At 72.0% G+C, this 26,637-nt stretch carries 19 protein-coding genes and 1 riboswitch; of the genes, 10 read left to right on the top strand and 9 right to left on the bottom strand.

Annotated features, from left to right (window positions below):
- Window positions 1-124 precede the first annotated feature (124 nt).
- Window positions 125-2,647 (top strand): heavy metal translocating P-type ATPase, encoded by a 2,523-nt coding sequence (locus DEIGR_RS16245; protein WP_269083811.1) that lies wholly within the window; start codon window positions 125-127, stop codon window positions 2,645-2,647.
- Window positions 2,648-2,721: 74 nt separating this feature from the next.
- Here DEIGR_RS16245 and DEIGR_RS16240 read toward each other — a convergent pair whose 3' ends face one another.
- From DEIGR_RS16240 to nirB, 3 genes are all read right to left on the bottom strand, one after another.
- Entirely contained in the window at window positions 2,722-3,555 is an 834-nt protein-coding gene (locus DEIGR_RS16240) for a uroporphyrinogen-III synthase (RefSeq protein ID WP_058979055.1), read from the bottom strand.
- Window positions 3,534-3,902 carry a nitrite reductase small subunit NirD gene (nirD, locus tag DEIGR_RS16235; RefSeq protein ID WP_058979053.1) on the bottom strand — a complete coding sequence of 123 codons (369 nt, stop codon included), beginning with the start codon at window positions 3,900-3,902 and terminating at the stop codon, window positions 3,534-3,536. Before nirD ends, DEIGR_RS16240 begins: the two co-directional genes overlap by 22 nt.
- A gap of 96 nt (window positions 3,903-3,998) precedes the next feature.
- The gene (nirB, locus tag DEIGR_RS16230) at window positions 3,999-6,536 is read right to left on the bottom strand and encodes a nitrite reductase large subunit NirB (protein WP_236704910.1); all 2,538 of its coding nucleotides are present in this window, start codon (window positions 6,534-6,536) and stop codon (window positions 3,999-4,001) included.
- 230 nt (window positions 6,537-6,766) lie between these two features.
- On the opposite strand from nirB, the gene DEIGR_RS16225 reads away from it, so the two are divergent.
- Both DEIGR_RS16225 and DEIGR_RS16220 read left to right on the top strand, forming a co-directional pair.
- Window positions 6,767-8,866, top strand: a complete 2,100-nt coding sequence (locus DEIGR_RS16225) for a molybdopterin oxidoreductase family protein (RefSeq protein WP_058979051.1) — start codon at window positions 6,767-6,769, stop codon at window positions 8,864-8,866.
- Window positions 8,867-9,032: 166 nt separating this feature from the next.
- Window positions 9,033-10,256, top strand: coding sequence for an MFS transporter (locus DEIGR_RS16220; RefSeq protein ID WP_058979049.1), 1,224 nt, complete (start codon window positions 9,033-9,035; stop codon window positions 10,254-10,256).
- Here the strand turns inward: DEIGR_RS16220 and DEIGR_RS19865 are convergent.
- From DEIGR_RS19865 to DEIGR_RS16210, 3 genes are all read right to left on the bottom strand, one after another.
- Window positions 10,162-10,830, bottom strand: a complete 669-nt coding sequence (locus DEIGR_RS19865; protein WP_269083810.1) for a diguanylate cyclase — start codon at window positions 10,828-10,830, stop codon at window positions 10,162-10,164. The genes DEIGR_RS16220 and DEIGR_RS19865 overlap by 95 nt on opposite strands.
- A 64-nt stretch (window positions 10,831-10,894) precedes the next feature.
- The gene (locus DEIGR_RS16215) at window positions 10,895-11,302 is read right to left on the bottom strand and encodes a response regulator (protein WP_058979047.1); all 408 of its coding nucleotides are present in this window, start codon (window positions 11,300-11,302) and stop codon (window positions 10,895-10,897) included.
- Window positions 11,299-11,661: an Hpt domain-containing protein gene (locus DEIGR_RS16210; protein WP_058979045.1), complete on the bottom strand. Its 363-nt coding sequence runs from the start codon at window positions 11,659-11,661 to the stop codon at window positions 11,299-11,301. Before DEIGR_RS16210 ends, DEIGR_RS16215 begins: the two co-directional genes overlap by 4 nt.
- 146 nt (window positions 11,662-11,807) lie before the next feature.
- Here DEIGR_RS16210 and DEIGR_RS20505 point away from each other — a divergent pair, with 146 nt between their 5' ends.
- Entirely contained in the window at window positions 11,808-12,857 is a 1,050-nt protein-coding gene (locus DEIGR_RS20505) for a GAF domain-containing protein (protein WP_058979043.1), read from the top strand.
- A 209-nt stretch (window positions 12,858-13,066) separates the two neighbouring features.
- Here the strand turns inward: DEIGR_RS20505 and DEIGR_RS16200 are convergent, their stop codons facing one another.
- The 3 genes from DEIGR_RS16200 to DEIGR_RS16190 all read right to left on the bottom strand — a co-directional run bounded on the left by DEIGR_RS16200 (window position 13,067) and on the right by DEIGR_RS16190 (window position 15,167).
- Window positions 13,067-13,405, bottom strand: a complete 339-nt coding sequence (locus DEIGR_RS16200; RefSeq protein ID WP_058979041.1) for a hypothetical protein — start codon at window positions 13,403-13,405, stop codon at window positions 13,067-13,069.
- A 206-nt stretch (window positions 13,406-13,611) separates the two neighbouring features.
- Window positions 13,612-14,187 (bottom strand): cob(I)yrinic acid a,c-diamide adenosyltransferase, encoded by a 576-nt coding sequence (gene cobO, locus DEIGR_RS16195; protein ID WP_058979349.1) that lies wholly within the window; start codon window positions 14,185-14,187, stop codon window positions 13,612-13,614.
- Between the two features lie 110 nt (window positions 14,188-14,297).
- Entirely contained in the window at window positions 14,298-15,167 is an 870-nt protein-coding gene (locus tag DEIGR_RS16190) for an ABC transporter substrate-binding protein (protein WP_058979038.1), read from the bottom strand.
- Window positions 15,168-15,347: 180 nt separating this feature from the next.
- A riboswitch (cobalamin riboswitch) is annotated at window positions 15,348-15,424 on the bottom strand.
- A 256-nt stretch (window positions 15,425-15,680) separates the two neighbouring features.
- Here DEIGR_RS16190 and DEIGR_RS19855 point away from each other — a divergent pair.
- From DEIGR_RS19855 to DEIGR_RS16165, 6 genes are all read left to right on the top strand, one after another.
- The gene (locus tag DEIGR_RS19855) at window positions 15,681-16,085 is read left to right on the top strand and encodes a transposase (protein ID WP_083524224.1); all 405 of its coding nucleotides are present in this window, start codon (window positions 15,681-15,683) and stop codon (window positions 16,083-16,085) included.
- The gene (locus DEIGR_RS16185) at window positions 16,061-16,570 is read left to right on the top strand and encodes a transposase (RefSeq protein WP_083524025.1); all 510 of its coding nucleotides are present in this window, start codon (window positions 16,061-16,063) and stop codon (window positions 16,568-16,570) included. Before DEIGR_RS19855 ends, DEIGR_RS16185 begins: the two co-directional genes overlap by 25 nt.
- An 89-nt stretch (window positions 16,571-16,659) precedes the next feature.
- The gene (locus DEIGR_RS16180) at window positions 16,660-18,225 is read left to right on the top strand and encodes a GGDEF domain-containing protein (RefSeq protein ID WP_058979036.1); all 1,566 of its coding nucleotides are present in this window, start codon (window positions 16,660-16,662) and stop codon (window positions 18,223-18,225) included.
- A gap of 210 nt (window positions 18,226-18,435) precedes the next feature.
- Complete coding sequence (locus DEIGR_RS16175; protein ID WP_058979035.1) at window positions 18,436-19,032, top strand: NfeD family protein; 597 nt, start codon at window positions 18,436-18,438, stop codon at window positions 19,030-19,032.
- Window positions 19,033-19,089: 57 nt separating this feature from the next.
- The gene (locus DEIGR_RS16170) at window positions 19,090-21,048 is read left to right on the top strand and encodes a hypothetical protein (RefSeq protein WP_083524222.1); all 1,959 of its coding nucleotides are present in this window, start codon (window positions 19,090-19,092) and stop codon (window positions 21,046-21,048) included.
- 135 nt (window positions 21,049-21,183) lie between these two features.
- The gene (locus tag DEIGR_RS16165) at window positions 21,184-26,394 is read left to right on the top strand and encodes a DNA repair ATPase (protein ID WP_058979033.1); all 5,211 of its coding nucleotides are present in this window, start codon (window positions 21,184-21,186) and stop codon (window positions 26,392-26,394) included.
- Window positions 26,395-26,637: the final 243 nt, after the last annotated feature.

Genomic DNA, 26,637 nt, shown 5'->3' with positions numbered 1-26,637 from the left:
GGTCCGCCTGACGGATGGTCTGTGACGGCTTCTGGAATCAGAGGCGCGCTCTTGCGGTCCTGCACCCTTCGGCCTATGCTGTTCCTGTATCCCCCCTGGGGGGATGGGAGGCGATGTGAGTCAGGTGCAGACGGTGGAACTGGGGGTGGGCGGCATGACCTGCGCGAACTGCTCGTCGCGGGTGGAGCGCAGCCTGAAGCGGGTCGGGGGCGTGCAGGAGGCCAGCGTGAATCTGGCGACCGAGCGGGCCACCGTGACCTTCGATCCGGCGCAGGTCGGTCCGCAGGCCCTGGTGGACACCGTCCGGGACGCCGGGTACGAACCGCTGACGCAGGAGGCGGAGTTCGCCGTGGGCGGCATGACCTGCGCGAACTGCTCGTCCCGCGTGGAACGCGCCCTGAAGCGCGCGCCGGGCGTGCTGTCGGCCAGTGTGAATCTGGCGACCGAGCGGGCCACCGTCACGTTCCTGCCGGGGACGACCTCGCCGGGGGCGCTGCACGCGGTCGTCACGGACGCCGGGTACAGCGTTCCACCGCCCGCCGCGGCGCCGGACGCCACGGGGATGGCCGCCACGGTCACGGACGCCGGGGCCGCCGATCCGCAGGACGCCCGCGCCCGCGAGACGGCCGCGCTGCGCCGCGACGTGGGATTCAGCGCGCTGTTCGCCGTCCCGCTGCTGCTCCTCGCGATGCTGCCCATGCTGATCATGCCGCTGCACATGGCCCTGATGGCGGCCGTGGGCGAACGAGCCCTGAACGTGCTGATGCTGCTGCTGGCCGCGCCCGTGCAGTTCGGGCCGGGGCGGCGATTCTACCGGCAGGGCTGGGCGGCGCTGCGCCACCGCAGTCCGGACATGAACACCCTGGTCATGATCGGCACGACCGCCGCGTTCGGGTACAGCCTGCTCGTGACGCTCGCGCCGCAGCTGTTCCCGGCGGGGACCCGGCACGTGTACTTCGAGGCGTCCGGCGTGGTGATCACGCTGGTGCTGCTCGGCAAGTACTTCGAGTCGGTCGCAAAGGGGCGGTCCAGTGACGCGATGCGCGCCCTGCTGAACCTCCAGCCGCCGGTCGCGCACGTCCTGCGTGGCGACGCCGAGACGGACGTGCCGCTGGCGGCCCTGCGGGTCGGGGACCTGATCCTGGTGCGGCCCGGCGAGAAGATCCCGGTAGACGGCGCCGTGGAGCGCGGCTCGTCGTTCGTGGACGAGAGCATGCTGACCGGCGAGAGCGTCCCGGTGCTCAAGGAGGCGGGCGCGGCACTGACGGGCGGCACCCTGAACGGGCGCGGGGCGCTGCACTACCGCGCCGAGCGGGTCGGGGCGGACACCGCGCTGGCCGGGATTATCCGGCTGGTCGAGCGGGCGCAGGGCAGCAAGCCGCCCATCCAGGGGCTCGCGGACCGGGTGGTGGCGGTGTTCGTGCCGGTGGTGCTGGTCATCACCGCCGTGACGTTCCTGGCGTGGCTGCTGCTGGGCGGCCCGGACGCGCTGCCGCGCGCGCTCGTCAGTGCGGTGGCGGTGCTGATCATCGCCTGCCCCTGCGCGATGGGCCTGGCGACGCCCACCAGCGTGATGGTCGGTACGGGCCGCGCCGCCGAGCTGGGCGTGCTGTTCCGGGGCGGCGCGGCGCTGGAGGGCCTGCAGGGCGTGCAGGTGGTCGCGCTGGACAAGACCGGCACCCTGACGCTGGGCCGCCCGGCGCTGGGCGAGGTGCGCCCGCTGGCCGCGTTCACGCGGGACGAGGTGCTGGCCCTGGTCGGGGCCGTCGAGGCGGGCAGCGAGCACCCGGTGGCGCGCGCGCTCGTGGACGCGGCCCGCGCCGGGGGCCAGACGCTGCCGATTGCTTCGGACGTGCAGGCCGTGCCGGGCTTCGGGGTCGAGGGCACCGTGGCGGGGCGGCGCGTGCAGGTGGGCGCCGCGCGGTTCATGGCCCGCCTGGGCGTGGACACGGCCGCGCTGGACCCCGAGGCGCAGGCGCTGGCCGACGCCGGGCACACCCCCATGTTCGCCGCGGTGGACGGGCGGTTGGCGGCGCTCCTGACCGCCGTGGACCCCGTCAAGCCCGGCACGCCCGAGGCGGTGCAGGCCCTCCAGGCGGCCGGACTGCGGGTCGTGATGGTCACCGGGGACGACCGCCGCACCGCGCAGGCCGTCGCCCACACGCTCGGCATCACGGACGTCCGGGCCGAGGTGCTCCCGGAGGACAAGCAGCGGGTCGTGCAGGCCCTCCAGGCGGGCGGGGCGCGCGTGGCGTTCGTCGGGGACGGCATCAACGACGCCCCGGCGCTGGCGCAGGCGGACGTGGGCGTCGCCATCGGGACCGGCACGGACGTCGCCGCCGAGAGCGCGGACGTGATCCTCATGAGCGGCGACCTGCGCGGCGTGCCTACCGCCCGCGCCCTGAGCCGCGCGACCCTGTCGAACATCCGCCTGAACCTGCTGTGGGCCTTCGGGTACAACGTGCTGCTGATCCCCGTCGCGGCGGGGGCGCTGTTCCCGCTGCTGGGCTGGCAGCTCAGCCCGGTGCTGGCCGCCGCCGCCATGGGCCTGTCCAGCGTGCTGGTCCTGAGCAACGCGCTGCGCCTGCGCGGCTTCCGGGCGCCGCACGCCGCGCCCCGGACGACCGCGCAGACGGCCACGGCCTGACGGCAACGCAACAGGGAAAGGAAACACCAGAGGCCCGGCCCCCCACCTGCTCGGGGGCCGGGCCTCCGGCTTGGTCAGCCCGCGCGGCCCAGGCGCGCGGCGATGATGCCGGGGGCGTGCTCGGCGGCCATGCGGACCAGGATGCCCATCTTGTGCGGGTTGGCTTCCAGGTCGATTCTCAGGCCCAGGTCGGCGGCGGCCTCGCTGCACGCCGGGCCGATGCTGACGACGACCAGGCGGTTCAGACCCGCGCGGGCTTCCTCCAGCAGGCCCAGTTTCTCGGCGTACTTCAGGAAGTGCAGGATCTGCGTGCCGCTGGACAGCAGCAGGATGTCCGGCCCGCCCAGGACCACGTCCCGCACGGCCTTCGCCAGCGGGGTGGGGTCCTGCGGGAAGGCGCAGCGGTACACGGGGACGCTGGTCACGCGGATGCCCGCGTAGCCGAGTTCGCGCAGCATCGCGCCGGGGATCGCCTCGCCGTACTCGAGGATCACGGCGTGCTGACCGCGGGTCAGGGTCGCCAGGAGGTGCTCGGTGACCTCGTGCCAGGTGCTGGGCTTGGGCACCTGCACGCTGCTCAGACCGAAGGTCTTCAGTGCCTGGGCGGGCTTGTTGCCGCGCGACACGAACGGCACGCCCTGCAGGGTTTCGAGGTGGCGGGGATCACGGGCGGCGAGTTCCTTGAGGAACATGCGGGTGCCGACGCCGGTGAGGCACGCGACGGCGTGGATGTCCCCGGCCAGCAGGTCGCGTTCGAACTGCGCGAGGGGGCCGGTGAGGTCCAGTTTCATCTCGCGCATGCTCGGCGCGACGTGGGGCACGCCGCCGTACTTGCGGATCAGGGTTTCCATCTCCTCGCTGCGGCGGGATTCCAGACTCAGGACACTTAAGCCAGCGAACCAGTCCATACGTCACCTCCTTCGGTGCGCGTGGCGTACACGGGGACGCTCACGCTGGGGTCGTCGAGGCTCAGGCCGCTTTCCAGGTCGAAGGCGTGCTTGAGCAGGGGAGAGGCGACCTTCACGCGCGTCTCGCCGCTGACGGTGTAGCTGCCGGTCAGGCCGCGCGACAGGACGTTCGCGCCGGTGTACGGGTCGCGGTTGCCGGTGGCGTAGACGCGCCCGCCGACGCGAAACACCGCGACCTGCTGGCCCTGAATCAGGGCGCACACGCCGGTGCCGGGCAGGATGTCCTGCAGGGCACACACGCGCGTCCAGGGGATCGGGGGGTGGGTGGTGGGGGCGGTGAGGGTCATGGCGCGTCTCCTTGCGGGGGCTGCGGGGTTCAGGGTGCGGGGCGGAGTTCAGTGGCGTGTCAGGTCACGGGGTGCGCGGGTAGCGGGGGCCGGGGGTCAGTCGCCGCCGAGCATCGGCAGGGGGTAGAGGTGCGGCGCGTCGGCCGGGCGGATCTGGCCGCGTTCGTCGACCCACTGCACGCCCTCGTCGCGGGCGTCGCTGTTCACGAAGGTGCGGAAGCGGGCGCGGATCGCGGGGTCCGCCACGGCGGCCGCCCACTCGTCCCGGTACGTGCCGACGTGGCGGGCCATCTCGGCGTCCAGGTCGGCGCACAGGCCCAGGCGGTCGTCGATGATCACGCCGCGCAGGTAGTCCAGGCCGCCCTCCAGGTTTTCCAGCCAGGTGCTGGTGCGCTGCAGGCGGTCGGCGGTGCGGACGTAGAACATCAGGTAGCGGTCGAGCAGGGTGATGACCTCGTCCTCGCTGAGGTCGCTGGCGAGCAGCACGGCGTGCTTGGGCGTCACGCCGCCGTTCCCGCCGACGTACACGTTCCAGCCCTTCTCGGTGGCGATGATCCCGAAGTCCTTGCTGCGGGCCTCGGCGCACTCGCGGGTGCAGCCGGACACGCCACTTTTCAGCTTGTGGGGGCTGCGCAGGCCCCGGTAGCGCAGTTCCAGGCGCACGGCGAGACTGGTGGAGTCCTGCACGCCGTAGCGGCACCACGTGCTTCCCACGCAGCTCTTGACGGTGCGCAGGCTCTTGCCGTACGCGTGCCCGCTCTCGAACCCGGCGGCGATCAGTTCCTCCCAGATGGCGGGCAGGTCGCCCACGTGCGCGCCGAGCAGGTCGATGCGCTGCCCGCCGGTGATCTTGCAGTACAGCCCGTAGCGTTTGGCGACCGCGCCGATGGCGATCAGGCCCTCGGCGGTGATCTCGCCGCCCGGCACGCGCGGCATGACCGAGTACGTGCCGTTCTTCTGGATGTTCGCCAGGAACGCGTCGTTCGTGTCCTGCAGCGGCGCGTGCTGCGGCGCGACGACCAGTTCGCCATGCAGGCTGGCCAGGATGCTGCCCACGGCGGGCTTGCAGATCTCGCAGCCCAGACCCGAGCCGTGCGCGGCGAGCACCTCGTCCCAGGTGGCGTGCCCCCGGACGCGGATCAGGTCGAACAGTTCCTGCCGGGAGTACGGGTAGTGCTCGCACAGGTGGGTGGTGACCGTCTCGCCCAGGCGGCGCAGTTCGGTCTGCAGCAGCCCGTGCAGGCTGGGCACGCACCCGCCGCAGCCGGTGCCCGCGCCGGTGCACTTCTTCAAGCTGGCGACGTCCCGCGCGCCCCCCTGAATCGCGGCGCACAGGGCGCTCTCGCGGACGTTCTCGCAGGAGCACAGCAGCGCGTCGGAGGACGTCGTCACCGCGCCGCCGGGCAGCGGGGGCACGATCAAAGTCTCGGGCGGGACGCTCAGGGGCGTGCCGGACATGGTCAGGTCGAGCAGGTCCGCGTAGCGGGCGGTGTCGCCCACCAGCAGGCCGCCCAGCACGCGTCCGTCCTCGGACACGACGACCTTGCTGTACGTGCCGCGCACGTTGTCGCTCAGGGACACGCTGCGCGCGCCGGGCGTCACGCCCCTGGCGTCGCCGAAGGACCCGACCTCCACCCCCAGCAGTTTCAGCCTGGTGCTGAGGTCCGCGCCGCGGAAGTGCGCGGGAGGGGCGTCCAGCACGCCCAGGTCACGCAGGACGTTCACGGCCGCGACCTTCGCCATCTGGTAGCCGGGCGCGACCAGGCCGTACACGCGCCCGTCGTGCAGGGCGCACTCGCCGACCGCGTAGGTGTGCGGGTCGCTCGTGCGGCAGGCGTCGTCGATCAGGATGCCGCCGCGCTCGCCGACGCTCAGCCCGGCGGCGCGGGCCAGATCGTCGCGGGGGCGGATGCCCGCGCTGAACACCACGAGGTCCGCGTCCAGACGGGTGCCGCCTTCGAAGTCCAGGCCGGTCACGCGCCCCTGTGCGTCCACGCTGACCTGCCGCGTGTTCCTGCCCAGGTGCACGCCGATACCCATGGCCTCGATGGTGCGGCGCAGGGCCGCGCCGCCCTCGGCGTCGAGCTGGGCGGGCATCAGGTGCGGGGCGAACTCCACGACGTGCGTCTCTAAGCCCAGCTTGCGCAGCGCCCCGGCGGCCTCCAGGCCCAGCAGCCCGCCGCCGATCACGGCGCCGCTGCGCGCCCCGCGGGCGGCCTCGCGGATGGCGTCCAGGTCGTCCAGCGTGCGGTACACGAAGCACCCGCGGGCGTCCCGGCCGGGGACGGGCGGCACGAAGGGGAAGGAGCCGGTGGCGAACACCAGCGCGTCGTACGCGAGGGTCTGCCCGGCGACCTGCACGGTCTTGGCACGCAGGTTCACGGCGTCGGCGCGGCCCGTCACGACGCTCACGCCCGAGTCGCGGTAGCCCTCGGCGGTCGCCAGGGACAGGTCGGGGCGGGGATCGTCGAGGTGGCTCGACAGGTGCACGCGGTCATACGCGAGGCGGCTCTCCTCGCTGATCACGGTCAGGCGCAGGGCGTCGTGAGAGGCGTGCTGGCGCAGCTGTTCGGTCAGGCGGTGGCCGACCATGCCGTTGCCGACGATCACGAGGTGGGGGATGGGGGTGGACACGGTGAAGCCTCCGTCAGGGACTGGGCAGCCGCCGGGGTGGGGCGGGTGGGGCTGCTGCGCCACAGTTAACGAGCCTTTATGCAATTTGTCAAGGAAAAATGGACACAGGGTCAAAATTCGACCAGACAAATTGGTGAAACTGGATAAAATCTGCAGATCGTTCAGAAAAAGTTGAACACAGATCGAATTTTGGCCTTGACTTCCTGCTCGGGGTCCGCCACCGTGACCGCATGAGTCAGGCGACCCTGCACACGCCCACCGTCCGCACGACGTGTCCCTACTGCGCCGTGCAGTGCACCTTCGACCTGCACCTCGAACGCGGCCTGCCCGTGAAGGTCACGCCCACGAAGGACTGCCCGGTCGCGCACGGCACCGTCTGCAAGAAGGGACTCGCCGCGCTGAACGACCTGCGCCACCCCGAGCGCCTCACCACGCCGCTGCTGCGCAAAGGCGGCGAACTCACGCCGGTCGGCTGGGACGAGGCCCTCGCGTACGTCCGGGACGCCCTGGGCAGCCTGCCCCCCGAACGGATCGGCGTGTTCGGCAGCGGCAGCCTGACGAACGAGAAGACGTACCTGCTCGGCAAGTTCGCCCGCGTCGCCCTGCGCACCCCCCACATCGACTACAACGGCCGCTACTGCATGGCCAGCGCCAGTGCGGCCCTGAACCGCACCGTCGGGTACGACCGCGGCCTGGGCTTCCCGGCGGACGACCTGATCCGCAGCGACCTGCTGCTGCTGGTGGGTGCCAACGTCGCCGAGACCCTCCCGCCCCTGATGCAGTACCTCAAGGGCATCAAGGACCGAGGCGGGACCATCTACGCCATCGACCCGCGCGCCACCACGACCAGCAAGGTCGCCGGGCGGCACCTCGCGCCGCGCCCCGGCACGGACGGCATCCTCGCGCTGGGCCTGCTGCACCTCATGAAACAGTGGGGCCGCATCCGCCCCACCGCGCCCGCGCACGGCATGGCGCAGGTCCTCGCGCACGCCGACGACTACCACCCCGCCCGCGTCGCGCACGACTGCGGCCTGACCGAGGAGGACATCTTCACGCTGGGCCGCGCCTACGCCGAGTCCCGCACCCCACTGATCCTCACCGGACGCGGCCCCGAACAGCACACCCAGGGCACCGACACCGTCCAGGCGTGGCTGAACCTCGCCTTCCTGACCGGGCACTTCGGGAAGGTCGGCGGCGGCTACGCCCCCCTGACCGGGCAGGGCAACGGCCAGGGCGGGCGCGAACACGGGCAGAAGAACGACCAGCTGCCCGGCGCGCGCAGCCTGCGCGACCACCGCCACCGCGCCGAGATCGCCGCCCTGTGGAACGTACCCGCTGAGGCGCTGCCGCAGCCCGGCCACAGCGCCCAGGAACTCCTGAACGCCTGCGGCCAGCCGGGCGAGGGTGGCCTGGACGCCCTGATCGTCATCGGCAGCAACCCGGTCGTCAGCGCCGCCGGCGCCGGACAGGTCACGCAGAACCTGAAGGCACTCAGGCACCTGATCGTGATCGACTTCCTGCCCAGCGAGACCGCGCAGATCGCCACGCTGGTCCTGCCCGGCAGCATGTGGTGCGAGGAGGACGGCACCACCACCAACCTCGAGGGCCGCGTGCAGCGCCGCCGCCGCGCCGTCACGCCCCCCGGCGCCGCCCGCGAGGACTGGCGCATCCTGTGCGACCTCGCCGCCGCGCTGGGCCGCCCCCACGGCTTTACGTACCCCGACTTCCGCGCGCTGCAGGACGAATTCTTCCGCGCCACGCGCGGCGGCAAGGCCGACTACAGCGGCCTGAGCGCCGACCGTCTCGACCGCGCCAGCGCCCAGTGGCCCGTGACGAGCGCCGCCGGGCCGGACACCCCGCACGTCTACGCCCCGCCGTTCCTCACGCCCGACGGGCTGGCCACCCTGCACGTCCCGCAGCTGCGCGCCCCCACCCTGGCCCCGCGCGCCCTGCACCTCACCACCGGACGACTCGGCAACCAGTACCAGAGCGGCACCCAGACCCGCCGCAACCCCGCCCTGAAAGCCGAGCAGACCGTGCAGATCCACCCCGACACCGCCCGCGAACACGGCCTGAACGCCGGGGACCTCGTCACGCTGCGCACCGCGCACGGGCAGGCTACCGCGCCCGTCGCCCTCACGCCGGGCCTGCGGCGCGACACGGTGTTCATCTCCTTCCACTGGCCCGACAGCGCCAACCTCCTGACCGACCCGCACGCGCTGGACCCGCACTCGCGGATGCCCGGCTTCAAGACCACGCCCGTCACGCTGCACCCCGCGCACCTGACCCTGCCGCTGCCCACCCGCCCGAGCCTCAGCCCGGTGTCCTGACCCCACCCGCCCCAGCCCCAAGGAGCCCGCCATGCCGCCACCCAGCCGCTGAGCCCACCCCAGGTTGCCCGCACCCACCGTCCCGCACGGCCCCCCCCGACCCGCGTTCCGCGCCGGTCCCGCCCGCCTATTGCCTGCCGCCCGCACTGCCCACAGGAGGCCCCGCATGACCACCACCCCCGCCGCTCCGCCCCTGACCGCCGACGCCCGCCGGGTCGTCACCGCCGCCACCCTGGGCTTCACGCTGATGTTCGCCGTGTGGGTCATGTTCGCCATCGTCGGCCTGCCCATCCGCAAGGAACTGGGCCTGACCGACGCGCAGTTCACGCTGCTGACCGCCATCCCGGTCCTGACCGGCTCGCTGCTGCGCCTCCCGGCAGGGATCTGGGCCGACCGCTACGGCGGCAAACGGGTCTTCCTGGCGACCACCCTGATCACCGCCGCCTTCGCCCTGGCGCTCGCCTGGGCGGACGGCTACACCACCCTGCTGGCCCTCGCGCTCGGCGTGGGTCTCGCGGGCGTCAGCTTCGCCGTCGGGAACGCCTGGATCGCGCAGTGGGTGCCGGTCTCACGTCAGGGCCTCGCGCTCGGCACCTTCGGCGCCGGGAACGCCGGGGCGAGCATCACCAAGCTCCTCGCGCCGCTGATGATCACCCTGGTCCCGGCAGGCCTGCTCATTCCCGGCGGGTGGCACTTCGTGCCGTTCGTGTTCGGCCTCGCCCTGCTCGTGTGCGCTGCCCTCACCGCCCGCCTCACGCCCGCCGACCGGACCACGCCCACCAGCCGCACCCTGGGCGACTGGCTGCGCCCGCTGGCCCGCGCGCAGGTGTGGCGCTTCGGGCTGTACTACGTCATCTTCTTCGGCGCGTACGTCGCCTACAGCCTCTACCTGCCCAAGTACTACGTCGACCACTATGGCATTCCGCTGGCGCAGGCGGGCCTGCTCACCGCGCTGTTCATCTTCCCCGCCAGCCTCCTGCGCCCCCTGGGCGGCTACCTCTCCGACCGCTTCGGGCCGCGCGCCGTGACCGTCGCCGCGTTCGCCGTCATGCTGGCCGGACTGCTGCCCCTGCTGCGCGACCTGAGCGTCACGCCGTTCATGCTGCTCACCACCATCGTCGGCATCGGCATGGGCGTCGGCAAGGCCAGCACCTACACCCTCGTCGCCCAGTGGAACCCCGGCCAGATGGGCGTCGTCGGCGGACTCGTCGGCCTGCTCGGCGGCCTGGGCGGCTTCATCCTCCCACTCGCCTTCGCGGCACTGAAACCCACCCTGGGCGGCCAGACCGCCTTCGTCACCCTGTTCGCCCTGACCGCCCTGAGCACCGTGATCTTCGTGGCGAACATGGTCCGCCTGAAGGTGCTGGGCCGCGTACCGGACTTCGCCTGACCCGATCCCTCCCGCAGGCCTGCCTGGACGCCGTCCGGGCGGGCCTCACTGCGGGGCAGGTCGGCTCGCCCGGGACGCCCACCGTCCAGGCCAGCGCGCGGTGGCGGCCCGCCTGCTTGGCGCGGTACAGCGCCTGATCTGCCGCCTCGGCCAGCGGCAGGTCGGGCGTGTCGGCCGTACATGCCACCCCCAGGCTGACCGTCACGAACCCCAGCGGGCTGCCCGGGTGCGGCAGGCGGCGCGCTGTCAGCGCGGACACCACGCGCCGCGCGACCGTCAGGCCACCCGCCAGGTCCGTGTCGAGCAGCAGCAGCGCGAATTCCTCCCCGCCGTACCGGGCGGTCAGGTCCGTGCGGTGCGGCGTGCACTCCCGCAGCAGCGCCGCGACCTCCTGCAGGCACGCGTCCCCGGCCGGGTGACCGAGCGTGTCGTTGTACCGCTTGAAGTGATCGATGTCCAGCATGATCAGCGTGACGTTCAGGCCGCTGCGGGCGTGCAGGTACAGCGCGCGGTCCAGGTGCGCGTCGAACGCGCGGCGGTTGGCGAGTCCCGTCAGGGCGTCCGTGACGCTCAGGGCGGTCAGCTGGTCGTTCAGGGCGCGCAGCGATCCGGTCAGGTGCTCCAGTTGCGCCTCGCGTTCACGCCGCGCCCGCCCGGGTCAGCCGCGCCGCGTGCAGGGTCCGCGCGCACAGCACCGTGGGCCGCACGGGTTTCGTGACGTAGTCGTTCGCGCCCGCCGCGAAGGCCTCGTCCAGCCGGTCGTCCTCCTGCAGCGCCGTGACCATGATCACGCTCAGGTCCTGCAGGTGCGCGTGCGCGCGCAGTTCCCGCAGGAACGTCAGGCCGTCCGTGCCGGGCATCACGAGGTCCAGCAGGAGCACGTCCACGTCCGTGTGCCCACCGCGCAGGCCCAGCGCCTCGCGCGCCTCATCCCGCGTCGCCGGGGCCTCCCCGCGCGCCCCGAGGTCCCGCAGCGCCTGACGCAGCATGGCGCGCATCAGGGCGCTGTCGTCCACGATCAGGACGTGCAGCGGCTCGGCACTCACGCGCGGGTGCCGCCCGGGTGGCGTGCCAGGCGCGCCGCGACCTGCTCGGCGGGCGCGCTGGGCGCCGCGCCGGGCCGCAGGTCCAGCAGCTCCGCTTCCAGGCACGCGCAGGCGTCGCGGGCGTCCGCGAGCCACGCCGGGGGCCCGGCCGGCGCGCCGCCGCCCAGCAGCCGCTCGAGGTGCGCCGCGACGTCCCGGATGCCGCGCAGGTCCAGCATCGCGGCGCTGCCCTTGAGGGTGTGCGCCGCCACGAACGCCGCGTGCCACCCTGCGACCGGCTCGTGGCACAGGCGCCGCAGCTGCGCGAGGTGACCGGCCGCTTCGGCCCCGGACAGCTCGGTGAAGTCCGCGGCGGTCACCGTCGCCCGCCCGTGTGGCAGAGGTCTGCTGGCATGGTCCGACTGTGCGGCCGCAACTCTTGCAGACTTCTCACGCGCAGGTTCATTGACGCGCTGCGGTGAAAACTGCACGGCAGCGGCCCGGCGCGCGGTGTCATGATGCCCGCATGACCACTGAAGCGGACCGCTTGACGGCACTGGCGCGGTACGCCGTGCTGGACACCCTGCCGGAGAACGCCTTCGACCGCGTGACCCGCATCGCCGCGCGGCTGTTCAACGCGCCGATCGCGCTGGTCACGCTGGTCGACCAGGATCGCCAGTGGTTCAAGGCCTGCTTCGGGCTGGACCTGCGCCAGACGGACCGGTCGGTGTCGTTCTGCACGTACACCATCCAGTCCGAGGGGGTCATGGTCATCCTGGACGCCACGCGCGACCCGCTGTTCGAACACAACCCGCTCGTGACCGGCGCGCCGCACATCCGCTTCTACGCGGGCGCGCCGCTGGTCACCCCGGACGGCTTCCGGCTGGGCAGCCTGTGCGTGATCGACCAGCGGCCCCGCGAGCACTTCCCGGACGCCGACCGGGCGCTGCTGACCGACCTGGCGCAGTCGGTCGTGTCGGAACTCGAGCTGCGCTTCACGCAGCGCACCCTGATCCAGGAAGCGCAGGCCAACGCGCGCCTGCTGCGGTCCGTGCAGGACGCCCAGACGCTCTCGGAGGCGCTGCTGGGCGTCAGTCAGTTGACGACGCTGGACCTCCCGGTCGAGGAGACCGCGTCGTTCGCCCTGCCGATGATCGCGCAGAGTGCCGGGGTGGACTGCGCGGCGCTGCTGCGGCTCGACGACCGCATGACGGCCCTGACGCAATGGACGGGCGGCGCGGCCGGTGAGGCGTTCCTCGCCGCGCTCCCCCGGGAACTCCCGCGTGGCGAGGGCGTCGCGTGGCAGGTCGCGGACCGGGACGCGCCGCAGTACGTGCAGGACTACGCCCGGCACGACGGGGCGTCCACGACGGTCGCGCAGGCCGGCGCGGACGCCATGGCGTGGGTGCCGCTGGGGTCGTTCTGCGGCGCGCGGTACGTGGCGGCGTACGCGCTGGTCGGCGCGGACCGCGTCTGGTCGGCGCGGCAGCGGGAGCTGCTGGAGGCCTCGGCGGGCATCGTGCGGCAGGCCATGCGGAACCGCCACCAGCGGGAAGTCCCCGTGCCGGTCCACTGACAGCGGTTTCCAGTTCCATTGAAGGGCCAACGGCACGCCCTGGGCTCCACTTCCAACCGCTGCTGTTGACGGCTTCTCGCTCTGCTCGGTTCAGAGGCATTGAGCACACCCCTCAACACCTCTGAACACCGCTGTGACAGCCGAACGCAGCGGCGTGGGGAGGGCTTGAGCGTCTCCCGCGCCGCTGCGCTGATGAGTCCTGGGGCCGGTCAGGTGGGGGGGCGGGTGCAGGTGAAGCCGTTGAAGTACAGTTCGTCCCGCTCCTGCTTGTTGCCGTTCTGGTTCAGGTGCTCGTGCGCCATGTGAGCGTCGTAGGCCTGCTGGGAGACGCTGATCACGACGTAGCCGTTGGTGTCCACGGCGCTGGTGGCGTGGCAGATCAGGACCTTGTTGGGGTGGTTCTCGCCGTAGCTGCCGCCGTTCCCGCGTGGGTAGCCGGGCAGGTCGGCCTTGACGACCACGCCGTCGGGCAGGGTCACGGTGTCGGGCCGGTCGGCCAGGGCGGAGCCGAGGCCGAGGGCAGCGAGCAGGGTCAGGGTTCTGAACATGGAATCCTCCGGTGAGATGAGGTGAACTTCACGGAGCGGCCCACGCAGTGTAGTTTTTTTCACGCGTGAGTGTGTGTACGTTCCCTTCACGTCACCTGCCCCCGGGTGGGGGCGACCGACCGGGCGGCGCTCACAGAGCGGACCCGGAGCCCCACCGTCGTGCGTCGGCCCGGTGCCCGGCCCCGTCCCTGCCGGAGTGGCCGCGGTCAGTACTCGATGCCGGTCTGCCCGCCGATGCCTTGCTCGTAGGCGTGCCTGACCGGCTGGATCTCGCTGACGGTGTCGGCGAGGGCCACGAGTTCCGGCAGGGCGTCACGTCCGGTGATGACCACGTGCAGGCGGGGGTCGCGGGCGCGCAGGGTGGCTTCCACGTCGGCCCAGGGGACCCAGCCGTACTTGAGGGGGTACGTGAATTCGTCCAGGACGATCAGGTCGTGCTCGCCGGACTGGATGGCGGCCCGGGCGAGTGCCCAGCCGTGCTCGGCCAGCGCCGCCGAGTTCTCCAGGTCGCGGCTGCGCCACGTCCAGCCGTCGCCGAGACCCTGGTACGGGATGCCCAGCAGGTCCAGGGTGCGGTGCTCGCCGAACTTCGCGGTGTCGTGCTTCAGGAACTGGAACATCCGGACGCGCAGGCCGCGGCCGTGCGCGCGGATCATCAGGCCCAGCGCGGCGGTGGTCTTGCCCTTGCCGTGCCCGGTGTTCACGATCAGCAGGCCGCGGCGGCCCTTGCTGACGCCCTCGGGTTTGCGGTACGCGTCGCGCTGCTCGGTCAGCTCGCGCATGGCGCGCGCGCGACGGTCCTCGGTGCTCAGGTGCTCGGTGCTCGGGTCGGGGGTCGTGGGCGTGGCGGGGTGCCCGGTGGGACGGTCCGGTGCGGGGGGCGGCTGGTCGGTCATGGGCGCGCCTCCGGGTGCAGGTAGCGGATCAGGGCGCGCAGCGCCTGCGGCAGGCGCGGCCCCGGGCGGCTCAGGGCGTCCCGTTCTTCCGGGGTGGGGCGGAACACCCGGCCGCCGGTCACGGCCCGCAGGCCCGCCCAGCCGGGCCGGAGTCGGGCGTCGTCCAGCGTGAGGCCCACCATGACCTGCGGGTTGCGCTGCACGATGAGTTCCGGGTCGAGTTTCGGGAAGTCACCCAGCGTGGCTGGGACGATCGTCTGCCCGCCCGCCTTGGTGATCAGCGTGCCGATGAACGAGTTCGGTCCGACCGAGTACGGGCTGGGGTCGATCTCGTAGTACGTGCTGACCTTCGGCAGGCCCGCCACGCTGCGCTGCAGGGCGTTCAGGTCGGCGCGCATGGACGTGGTCAGGCGCGTGGCGTTCGCCTCGCGGTTCGTGAGTTTCCCCAGCGTGGCGATCTTCTCGAAGACCTCGCCGTACGTCTGGGCCGTCCCGCCGTACACGGTCAGGCCCGCCTGCGCGAGCTTCTGCGTCAGGCGTGACCCGGCGGACTCGTCGGCGAGCACCAGGTCCGGTTTCAGCGCCAGGATCGCCTCGAGGTCCGGCTGGTAGGCGCTGCCGACCTTCGGCAGGCGCGTCACGACCGCCTGCGGGTAGTTGCTGTAGACGTCCACGGCGACCAGTCGGTCGGCGAGGCCCAGCGCGGCGAGCGTCTCGGTGTGGCTGGGCAGCATGGCGATGATGCGGCGCGGTTCGGCCTTCAGGGTCACGCTGCGGCCCAGGTCGTCCGTGACGGTCAGCGGGTAGGAGGCAGCGGCGGCCGTGGACAGCGGCAGGCCCAGGGCCAGCAGGAAGCGGATATGCATGAAAGAACTCCGGCGGGTGCGCGGGTGGGGCGGCCCGGGCAGCCAGCACCGGCACGCTCCAGAGCCGCTGGCGCCCGGTGGGGCCCGGAGCGGCTCCGCGCCCGGTGTCCGGGCGGCGCAGGCGTCCTGAAAGTGGCCCTCTGACGGCGAGAGGTGCCCACGTCGGTGGGCGTCCCTGAGGGGCATTCGGGCTCGCGCGTTCCATAGAACGACGCTTACCGCTGCGCGACAGCGCCGGATTCTCACCGGACTTCCCCGCACTCAGGTGAGAATGAAGGTAGCACAGCCCACCTTTACCTGCCGCGCCGCAAGGGACCTGATACGGACTCCGGTTGAAAGGTTTGCAAAATCTTTCAACCCGAGCGGATGCGAGAAGGAGCAAAGCGGGTTCCGGACGTGGAGCTGGCGATCCGGTGAAGTTCCGGATTGTCAGCGAAACAAACGGAATCCGTATGAGAGGCTGTCTGGAAAGAGGGTTGAGGGAGTGGTGTCGAAAACAGCGTACTGTTTTTTATGACTCGGCACCGACACTACCCCAGCGATACCAGTGACGCTGAATGGGCCATCCTCTGCCCACTGATTCCCGCGCCTAAACCAGGCGGACGTCCAGCACGCATCCATCGCCGGGATGTCGTTGATGCCATCTTCTACATCACACGTGGCGGCGTGTCCTGGCGCATGTTGCCTGCCGATTTTCCGCACTGGAAGACGGTGTACAGCTACTTCCGGCAGTGGAAGCTCGATGGCGTCTGGCTGCGCGTCAATGACGCGCTGCGCACCCAGACTCGAACGGCCATGGGCCGCAACGCCCGCCCAACGGCGGGCGTCGTGGATTCCCGGAGTGTGAGGACCTCCCAAAAAGGGGGGTCAGAGGGTACGACGGGGGCAAGAAGATCAACGGACGAAAGCATCACCTGATCGTGGATACGCAGGGGTTGTTGCTGGGTGTCACCGTCACGGCAGCGAACATCAGCGACCGCGAGGGTGGGAAGGTGTTGCTGCGACAGGTGCACCTGTCGCAGCCGCAGTGGTCACTCCATCTGTTCGTGGATGGAGGGTATGCCGGGCCGTGGGAGGCGTGGGTGAAGACCACYCTGGGGTTCAGCGTGGAAGTGGTACGGCGTGCGGATGCCAACACCCGAAGGTATTGGCTGCCTGTGGGACAGGAATTGACGGAGGAACAGATCAAGACGTTCAGGGGGTATCGGACGTTCAAGGTGCTGCGCAAGCGGTGGGTGGTGGAGCGGAGCTTCGCGTGGTTGTCGTTTGATCGTCGCTTGAACCGGGAGTATGACCTGCTGCCGAGTACAACGGCGGCGTTCATCGTTGTGTCGTTTGTTCGGCTTATGATTCGCAGACTCGCGGCGTTCGCTGGTGAACAGCCGTCACCAGCTCGAAAATGACTTTCCAGACAGCCTCTGAGAGGCGCGGCGCGGCACACTCGGATCAGGACCTGCCCTCACCCGCCGCCCACGTCCCGCCGGAGGACCCCGTGCCGTCAAGTCTGCACCTCGCCGATCATGCCTGGACCCTGCGCGACCTGGACCCCGACCGGGCCCGCGACCTGGCCTGCCGCAGCGCCGAGGGCCGCGCGGTTCTCGAGGCGCAGGTCGTGCTCGCGTACCTCGACTGGCGCAGTGGGACCTTCGAGCGGGCGTCGCTGAACCTCGCCGCGGCGCTCAGCACCCTGCGGACCGAGGGGCCTAGCGTGTGGCAGGCGCGCGCCGCGAGCGTCCTGTCGTGCCTGGCCGGGGACCTGAACGAACCGGATCTCGCGCTGGCCCTGCTGGACGAGCAGATCCAGCTGTGCGAGGCGCTGGACCTGACGGAACTGTGGGCGTCGGGCATTCACGACCTGGCCGTGCAGCTGCGCGAGCTGAATCCCGCGCGGTCGCGTGAGCTGCTGCTGCAGGCGCAGGACGCCTTCCGGCGCTGCCGGTACCCGATCGGGGACCTGCTCGTGAACGGCAACTTCGGCGATCTCGACCGGGAGGCCGGGCAGTTCGATTCGGCCCTGGCCCGCTACCGCGCGGCGCAGGCCGACCCGATGATCGCGCAGCATCCCAGCATCGAGGCTTGGACGCTGCACGGCGTCGTGCGCGCCTCGGCGCTGGGCGGCTATCCGGCCCCGCAGGCGGAACTCGCGCGTCTGCGGGAGCTCCTGGCGTCCCCGCACCTGGACGTGCAGGTGGAGGTCGTCGCGGCGCTGAGCCTGCACCTGCCGCCCGGGGACGCCGCGGGGCTGCTGCGGGGCGTCCTGGACCGCGCCGACCTGGGCAGCCACTACCGCGCCGGGCTGCTGCACGAGCAGCTCTCGGGGGCGCTGGAGGCCACCGGGGATGACCGGGGGGCGCTGCGGCACCTGAAACTCGCGCGGCAGCACGAGCGGCACGCGCACGCCGGGCAGACCCGTCACGCCGCGCGCCTGATGGACGTCCTGCGCGGCATGGACGACACCCGCGCCCGCAACGCCGCGCTGGAACGCCACCTGAACGAACTGCGCACCCTGCACGCGCAGGCGCAGCGCCAGAGCCTGACCGATCCCCTCACGGGCCTGGGCAACCGCCGTCAGTTCCAGGAGGACCTCCAGACCCTCACGGGTCACGACGCGCTGCTGCTGGTGGACCTCGATCACTTCAAGCGCGTGAACGACACGCTGGGCCATCCCACCGGGGACGCCGTGCTGGCGCAGCTGGGGCGGCTGCTGGCCAGCGCCAGCCGCGGCGAGGACCGCGCGTACCGCTACGGCGGCGAGGAATTCGCGCTGATCCTGCGCGGCCTGCCCCCGCACGCGCTGGACGGCGTCGCCGAGCGAGTCCGGGCGGCGGTGGAACGCAGCGTCTTCCCGGACGTCCCGTGGACGCTGACCGTCTCGATCGGCGCGGCGCGCGCCGCGGAGCTCTCCGGTGAGACGCTGCTGCGCGGCGCGGACGAGGCGCTGTACGCCGCCAAGCGCGCGGGCCGCAACCGCGTGTGCCGCTGGCCGCTGACGCCGGGGGCCGCGCCCGGCGCGGACCTGGGGGGGCTGCTGCGCCCGCTGGACGCGGCGGCCCTCTGATCCCAGGGCAGGACACCGCTCGGCGGAGCAGTCCGGGAACCCCCGGGGACATGAGACCGTACTGAGGAGCATGAGCATCCCACGGTGGCGGTTCCTGAAGTTCTGGCCCTCCCTGGCCACGGACCCACCTGCCGTGGGTGCTCAGATGAGGCAACGCCGCGCCGCGCCGGACGCTAGGGTGCCCGGCATGGCTCCCCCTGGCGACCCGGCGTGACCGAGTTCCTGCACGTGGCGCTGTCGTTCCCGACCGCGCCCTGGACGGCCCTGCTGACGCTGATCGCGGCGGCGGCGCTGCTGGCCCTGCTGGGCGCCATCGACGGGATCTCCGGCGGGGGTGAGGGCCTGCTCGACAGTCTGCTCGTGCGGGTCGGCCTGAACGGCGTGCCGCTGCTGCCCGTCGCGCTGGCCCTGACCCTGACCGGCTGGCTGAGCTGCTACCTGGGCCAGCTGCTGCTCCTGCCGCTCGTCGCCCCCGCGGGGCGCGGCCCTGTGGCCGTTGCGCTGCTGTTCGGTTCCGCGGCCCTCGGCGCGCTGGCCGCGCGGGCGGTCGCCCGTCCCCTGCGGCGCTTCGTGCAGGGGCAGGACGCCCTAGCCCGCACGCAGCTGCTGGGCCGCGTGGCGGTCGTCGAATCCGGCACCCTCGCCTCGACCGGTCGCGTGAGCGTTCAGGACGGCGGCGCGGGCCTGATGCTCGACGCCCGCAGCGACGGCGACACCCTGCGGCGCGGCGAACGCGTGATCCTCGTCGAGCACGACCCGGCCACCCACATCTTCACCGTCCGCCGCGCGGACCCGACCGATTCCTGACCCCTCAACCTCTTAGATTCCCGACCCTGAACTTCCCTTTTCCTGCCTGGAGGACGTATGCCTGACCTTTCCGTAGTTCTGCCCTTCCTGATCGGCCTGGCGGTCGTGCTCGTCGCCCTGATGGTGCTCGTGGCGCTCGTGCGCGGCTTTTACATGAAAGTCGAGCAGGGCACCGCGCTGATCGTGAACGACCTCTCCGCGCGGCCCAAGGTGCGCTTCACCGGCGCGCTGGTCATCCCCGTGCTGTACAAGGCCGAGGTCATGCGCATCAGCCTGATCACCCTGCAGGTCGACCGGCGCGGCAAGGAAGGCCTGATCTGCAAGGACAACATCCGCGCGGACATCACCGTCGCGTACTACCTGCGCGTCAACGAGACCACCGAGGACGTCCTGAAGGTCGCCAAATCCATCGGCGCCAACCGCGCCAGCGACCTCAAGGCCGTGGACGAACTGTTCAACGCGAAGTTCAGCGAGGCGCTGAAGACGGTCGGCAAGAAGTTCGACTTCATCGAACTGTTCGAGAAGCGCGAGGAGTTCCGCGACGCGGTCGTCGCCGTGATCGGCCGCGACCTGAACGGCTACGTGCTCGAGGACGTCGCCATCGACTACCTGGAGCAGACGCCCAAGAGCATGCTCGACCAGAACAACATCATGGACGCCGAGGGCATCCGCAAGATCACGCAGCTGACCGCCGCGCAGAACGTCGTCACGAACGAACTCTCGCAGAACGAGCACCTCGCCGTCACGAAGAAGAACGTCGAGACCCGCGAGGCTACCCTGGCCCTCGAGCGCCAGCAGGCCGAGGCCGAGGCGCGGCAGAAACGCGAGATCGAGACCATCCAGGCCCGCGAGAACGCCGAGACGCAGCGCGTACGCGAGGAACAGCGCCTCATCTCCGAGCAGGCCCGCATCCAGACGACCGAACAGGTCGAGATCCGCGAGCAGGAACGCCAGCGGCAGGTCGAGATCGCCGAGCAGGCGAGGCTACGCGCCATCGCCATCGAGGCCGAGCGCGTCGCCCGCGCCGCGAAGATGGAAGCCGTCACCACCGACCGCGAGGTGAAACTCCAGGAGATCGAACGCGACAAGAACGTCGAGCAGGGCGTCATGGACGTGGCGAACATTACCCGCGAGCGCATCGCCATCGACAAGACGGTCGCTGTCGAGGAGGAGCGCATCAACGAGGTGCGCGAGGTGAGCGCCGCCGACCGCGCCAAGCAGGTGCGCGTCATGCAGGCCGAGGCGCAGGCGCAGGAACAGCTCGTGCAGGAGGTCAAGGCCGCCGAGGCTGCCGAGACCGCCGCCCGTCACCGCGCGGCGGAGCTGACCACCATCGCGCAGGCGGAATTCGACGCCGCGTCCCGGCAGGCCGAGGCGAAGAAGATCCTTGCGGACGCCGTCAAGGTCGAGCAGGCCGCGCCGGGCCTCGCGCAGGTCATGGTGCAGGAAGCGAACGCCAGCGCCCTGGAGAAGACCGGCGTGGCCGAAGCCCGCGTGATCGAGGTCAAGGCCGACGCGAACCTCAAGCTGGGGCAGAACGAGGCCCGCGTCCTCGCCGAGCGGCTGGGCGCGCAGGCCGACGGCGAAACCCGCCTCGGTCAGGCGAAAGCCACCGCCACAGAGGCCCTGGGCGCCGCCGAGGCGAGTGCCACCCGCGACCGCATGAACGCCGAGGCCGAGGGCCTGACCGCCAAGTTCGGCGCGATGGACCGCATGAGCGCCGACGCCCGCAGCCACGAGGAATACCGCATGGCGCTCGAAACCAGCCTCCAGCAGGCCCTGGCGTCCATCGAGGCCGGCAAGGAGATCAGCCGCGAGAACGCCGAGGTGATCGCCGCCGCCCTGAAGAACGCCAGGATCGACCTCGTGGGCGGCGAGGGCGGCATGTTCGAGGCCCTCACCAGGGCCCTGAGCCTCGGCAAGGCCGTGGAGGGCTTCACGCAGAAGAGCCCGCTGTTCCAGAGCGTCCTGGGCCGCTTCGGCGTGAACGTGCAGCGGGAGAACCGCCCGAACTGAGGCGGATGATCGGGGGGCGGGCCAGGTGCCTACCTCCCCGCTGAGTGACTGCAGGAGAGGACCGTGGCAGGCTCACGCCCACGGAAGACCGGGCGTGGGAGAGGGGCGAACGCGCCGGAGTGAATGGGGGAGAGGATGACGCAGGAACCACTGGCCGGAGCGGGCACGCCCGGCACCGAGACGGGCGGCAGTTTCGAGGTGCTGCGCCGCCGCCTGGACGCGCTGGGCGCGCAGGTCCGCGCGGCCGCCGAGGGCCTGAACGCCGCGCGCGTCGCGGAGTACGGCGACAGTCGCCTGAGTCTGCTGGGCCGGGCGCACATCCGCACCGCGCAGGCCAGCGTCGGGCGGGATCTGGTGCAGGTCGGGGACGTGATGCTGTTCGGTTTCAACGTCACGCACGGCCTGAAGGCCCGCACGGAACTGGCGGACGTGTTCGCGCTGTACCGCCTGACGCATGAGGGGGGCGCGTTCGACGTGCAGCCCGCCGCGCTGGAGGGGTCGTTCCTGACCGATTCGGCGTTCGTGCGGGACTTCGAGGAACTGTACGCCTACTACCGGCACGCGCGGCTGCTGCAACTGGAGATCCGCGCGGGGCGGCTGCTGGCGTCGTTCCAGATCGGGGAGCGCCTGACCGACCGGCGGGTGTTCCGCTGGGACCTGACCGGGGAGGGCGCGCGGTACCTCGATGCGCGCGGCGAACGGGACCTCAGTCCGCTGCCGCCCTTCGATTTCGAGTGGACCCGCGCCGGGCGCGACCAGGAGGTCAGTGGGCGCTTCCCGCACCTGAACATCCTGGACACGCTGTTCGTGGAGACGGCGGGCGGCACGCTGACCGTGAAGGTCGAGAACAACACCGAGACCGGTGAAGGCATCTACAGCGAGCCGGTCGAGGAGCGCACCCAGGGTCTGGACGACGCGACCTTCGAGTTCGCGCGGGTGGGCCGCCTGATCCTGCTGCGCGTCCTGCCGTACCGGGAGAAGACGTGGCGCGGCCTGATCTTCGACACGCTGACCGGGCGGGTCACGCGCGAGGACGCCCTCACGCGCGGCTGCGTGCAGCTGCCCGAGGAGCACGGCATCGTCTTCCCCGGCGGATACTACCTGCCGGGCGGCGAGCACCGCGCCTTCGAGGGCTTCACGCCCGGCATGGCCCTGGACCGGGTCGTGCGCAGCCCGAACGGGGAGGACGTGCTGTTCGTCTTCTACGATCAGGATTCGGGCCGCAGCGCGTTTCTCGTGTACAACCTGATCCGCCGCGAGGTGCAGACGCCCATCAGCGCCCATGGGGACGCCGCGCTGCCCGACGGGCGGATGGTGCTGTTCCAGGCCGAGGCCGAGCCCACGCAGGTGCACGCGGTGCAGGTGTGGCAGACGCCCTTCACGAGTGACGTGTTCGCCGCGCAGCGCCCGCCCGGCACGTCGTTCCTGGGGCGGCTGGGGAACGCGGAACTCGTGCGGGGCGTGTCGAACCTCCTCGCCCTGGCGAGAGCCGCCCAGACGCCGGAGGTCACCGCTGCCCAGTACGCCGCCCTGGCCGAGCAGGCCCGCCGCCTGCCGGACACGCACCACTGGCTCGACGACGAGCACACGGGCGGCGCGCGCACGCTGCTGCGTGACGTCACCGCCGCCGCCGAGGCGGTGCTCGACGAGTTCGAGAAGGTGCAGGCCCTGCGCGCCCAGGCGGCCCAGACCCTCGCGGACGTGCAGGGCGCGGTCCGCCGCCGCCTGACGACCCTCGACCCGGAGGGGTGGCGCAGCCTGCCGGAGTTCGTGACCGCCCTGGCGGAACTGACCGCGCTGCGCGCCCGGCTGCTGACGGTGCGCGAGACCCGTTCCATCGACGTGGTCGCCGTGGACGCCCTGCTCGCGGAGGTGCAGGCCGCGCACGCGCGGGTGGGCGGCGCGACCGGCAGCTACCTGGCCGACCCGGCCGCCCTGGCCCCGTTCCACGCGCAGCTGGACACGCTGAACACGCAGGTGGAGGCGGCAGGGACCACCCGCGAGCTCGCCGCGGCGCTGGAGGCGCTGGGCACCCTGGCGACCGAACTGGACGTCCTGTCGGACCTGCTGGGCTCGCTGCCCGCCGAGGACCCGGTGCAGCGCACCCAGGTCGTCGAGGGGGTCTCGGCGCTGTACGGCCGCCTGAACGGCGTGCGCGCCCGCGCCGAGGGACAGCGCCGCAGCCTGGGAAGCGGGGAACTCACCGCGCGCTTCGCGGCGCAGCTGGCCCTGCTCGCGCAGACCGTCACGGGCGCGCTGGGCACCGCCGACACGCCCGAGAAGGCCGAGGAGGGCCTGTCCCGCGCGCTGCTGGCCCTGGAGGAACTCGAGGGGCAGTTCGGGGAGCATGAGGCGTTCCTGCCGGACATCCTCGCCCGGCGCGAGGAGACCGTGGAGGCCTTCGAGTCCCGCCGTCAGGCGCTGCTCGACGAGCGGCAGCGCCGCGCGCAGGGCGTCGCCGACGCTGCCGACCGCATCCTGGCAGGCCTCCCGGCGCGCGCGGCGCGCCTGACCGATCAGGACGCCCTGAACGGCTTCTTCGCCGGGGACGCGCTCGTGCTGAAACTGCGCGACCTGACCCTGAAACTGACCGAGCTGGGCGACAGCGTCCGCGCCGGGGACATCGAGGCCCGCCTGAAGGCCGCGCGCGATCAGGCGCTGCGGACCCTGCGCGACCGCGCCGACCTCGAAGGGGACGGCGGCGCCCTGATCCGCCTGGGCCGCCACCGCTTCAGCGTGAACACCCAGGCGCTGGACCTGACGCTGCTGCCGCGCGGGGATCACCTGGCGCTGCACCTGACCGGCACGCAGTTCATGGAGCCGCTGCGCGACCCGGCGCTCGACGCGGGCCGCGCGTTCTGGGACGTGACGGTGGAGAGCGAATCCCCGGACCTGTCCCGCGCGGAATTCCTGGCCGGGGAGGTCCTGGCCGCCGCGCGGGCGGGGCAGGAGGGCCTGACCCTGGACGCCCTGCGCGGCCTGACGCCGGACGCGCGGGCCGGACTGGTCGCCACCTTCGCCGCTGCCCGCTACCGCCAGGGGTTCCAGCGGGGCGTGCACGATCACGACGCCGCGCTGATCCTGAACGCGCTGTTGCCGCTGCTGGACGCCGCGGGGCCGCTCGTCGCCCCGCCGGAGGCCCGCGCGCTGGGCGCCGCGTTCTGGGCGCAGGCCGACGCGACCTGGACGGCGCGCCTGACCTCCGCGCGGGCGGTGCAGGCCCTGCTGGGCAGCGGCGCGGCCCTCGCGGACGCCCGCACGGCGCTGGAGGGCGCGCTGCGTGACTTCCTGACCCGCGTGCCGCTGCCCGTTCCCGACACCGTGATCCCGGAGGCCGCCGCGTTCCTGACTGAGGCCGCACCGGACGTGGGCGGGGCGTTCCCGTTCACGCAGGCCGCTGCCGACCTGAACGCCGCGCTGGACGGGCAGCTGCGCGCCGCCGGGCACCCCGACGCCCTGCGCGTCAGCCTGGACGCCCTGCGGGACGACCCGGTCCAGGCCTGGACGCTCACGTGCGCGTGGCTGGACGCCCTGACCACCCGGCCCGAGTGGCACGCCCACGCTCGCTTCGTGCCTGAGGCGGTCGCCCTGCGCCTGTCCGGGGACGCCCTGCGCGCCCAGCCGCGCGCGGTCACGCTGGACGCGACCGTCACGGGCCTCCTGAGCGACCACCCGCGCCTCCAGGGCGGCACGCTGCACCTCCAGGCGGACGACCTGCTCGCGCGGCTCGCCGCGCACGCCCGCACGTTCCTGCCCGGCCTGCAGGCCTTCCAGGCGCAGCGGCAGACGGTGCTGACCCGCGAGCGGGCCCGGCTGCGCCTCGCGGAATTCCAGCCGCGCCCGCTGACGTCCTTCGTGCGCAACCGCCTGATCACCGACGTGTACCTCCCCCTGATCGGGGACAACCTCGCCAAGCAGATCGGCGCGGCCGGGGACGGCAAACGCAGCGACCTGATGGGCCTGCTGCTGCTCATCTCCCCGCCCGGCTACGGCAAGACCACCCTGATGGAATACGTCGCGCACCGCCTGGGCCTCGTGTTCGTGCGCGTGAACGGCCCCAGCCTCGGTCACGCCGTGCGCTCGCTGGACCCGGCGCAGGCGCCGGACGCGGCCAGTCGGCAGGAACTGGAGAAACTCAACCTCGCGCTGGAGATGGGCGGGAACGTCATGCTGTACGTGGACGACATACAGCACACCCACCCGGAATTCCTGCAGAAGTTCATCGCCCTGACCGACGGCACCCGCCGCATCGAGGGCGTCTGGAACGGCGAGCCGCGCACCTACGACCTGCGCGGGCGGCGCTTCGCGGTCGTCATGGCCGGGAACCCGTACACCGAGACCGGCGAGGTGTTCCGCATCCCCGACATGCTCGCCAACCGCGCCGACGTCTACAACCTCGGTGACGTGCTCGGCGGCATGGAGGACGCCTTCCTGCTCTCGTACGTGGAGAACAGCCTGACCAGCAACGCGGTGCTCGCGCCGCTGGCCGGACGGGACCTGAGCGACGTCCCGAAACTCGTCGCCCGCGCCCAGGGTCACGAGTATCCCGGCGAGCTGTCGCACCCGTACAGCGAGGCGGAACTCACCGAGATTCTCGCCACGCTGCGCCTGCTGCTGCGCGCCCGCGACACGCTGGCCCGCGTGAACGCCGCTTACATCACCAGCGCCGCCCAGGCCGACCGCGACCGCACCGAACCGCCCTTCAAGCTCCAGGGCAGCTACCGCAACATGAACAAGGTCGCCGAGAAGCTCAGCCCCGTCATGAACGACGCGGAACTCGACGGCGTGATCGGCGACCACTACCGCGGCGAGGCGCAGCTCCTCACGACCGGCGCCGAGGAGAACCTCCTGAAACTCGCCGAACTGCGCGGCACGCTGACCCCCGAGCAGGCGGCGCGCTGGGCGCAGATCCGTGAGAACTTCGCCCGCGAACGCCGCATGGGCGCCGCCGACGGAGACACCGGCGCGCGCATGGTGGCGCAGCTCGCGGACATCGCGGGCGGCCTGGACCGCCTGAGTCTGCCCCAAGCCGCACCGGCTCCGGCTCCCCAGGCGGCGGCGCCCACCGCTCCGGCCGAGCCGCTGGCCGCGCAACTTGAACCCCTGCTCGCCCCACTCCTGGCCGCGCTGCGCGACCGCCCGGCGCCCGCACCCGTTACGGGCGACTCCGACCCGCTGACCGGAGTCGTCACGCCCCTGCTCACCGCGCTGGCCAGCGTCGTGCAGGGGCAGCAGGCCACGAACGCCGCCGTGCAGGACCTCGCGGAGGTCATCCGCCGGCGGCAGAACCTGACGCGGCCCGTCAGTGCCCCCGGCCCGTCCGGTGGTCGGCGCGAGGACCGCTGAACGGCGCGAGGCCGGAAGGGGGCGTGCCGCCCCGACGTGGGGGTACCCGGAGGCCCGCTGCCGGGCAGGCCCGACGTCCCCGTGCAACCGGGGGGTCGGCCCGGCCGTCGCGGGTGAGTCTACGGAGACGGCCACTCAACCCGAATCCCCCCAGGGGGGATCCGGCGGGTGATGTCGCCACGCTGCCCGGGCGACACCGGCTCGAGTCCATCTGAAACACGTTCAATGTTGTACCGAGTCGAG

Source organism: Deinococcus grandis, from assembly GCF_001485435.1.
Lineage (GTDB): Bacteria > Deinococcota > Deinococci > Deinococcales > Deinococcaceae > Deinococcus > Deinococcus grandis.
This window is presented reverse-complemented; position numbering and strand designations above follow the sequence as displayed.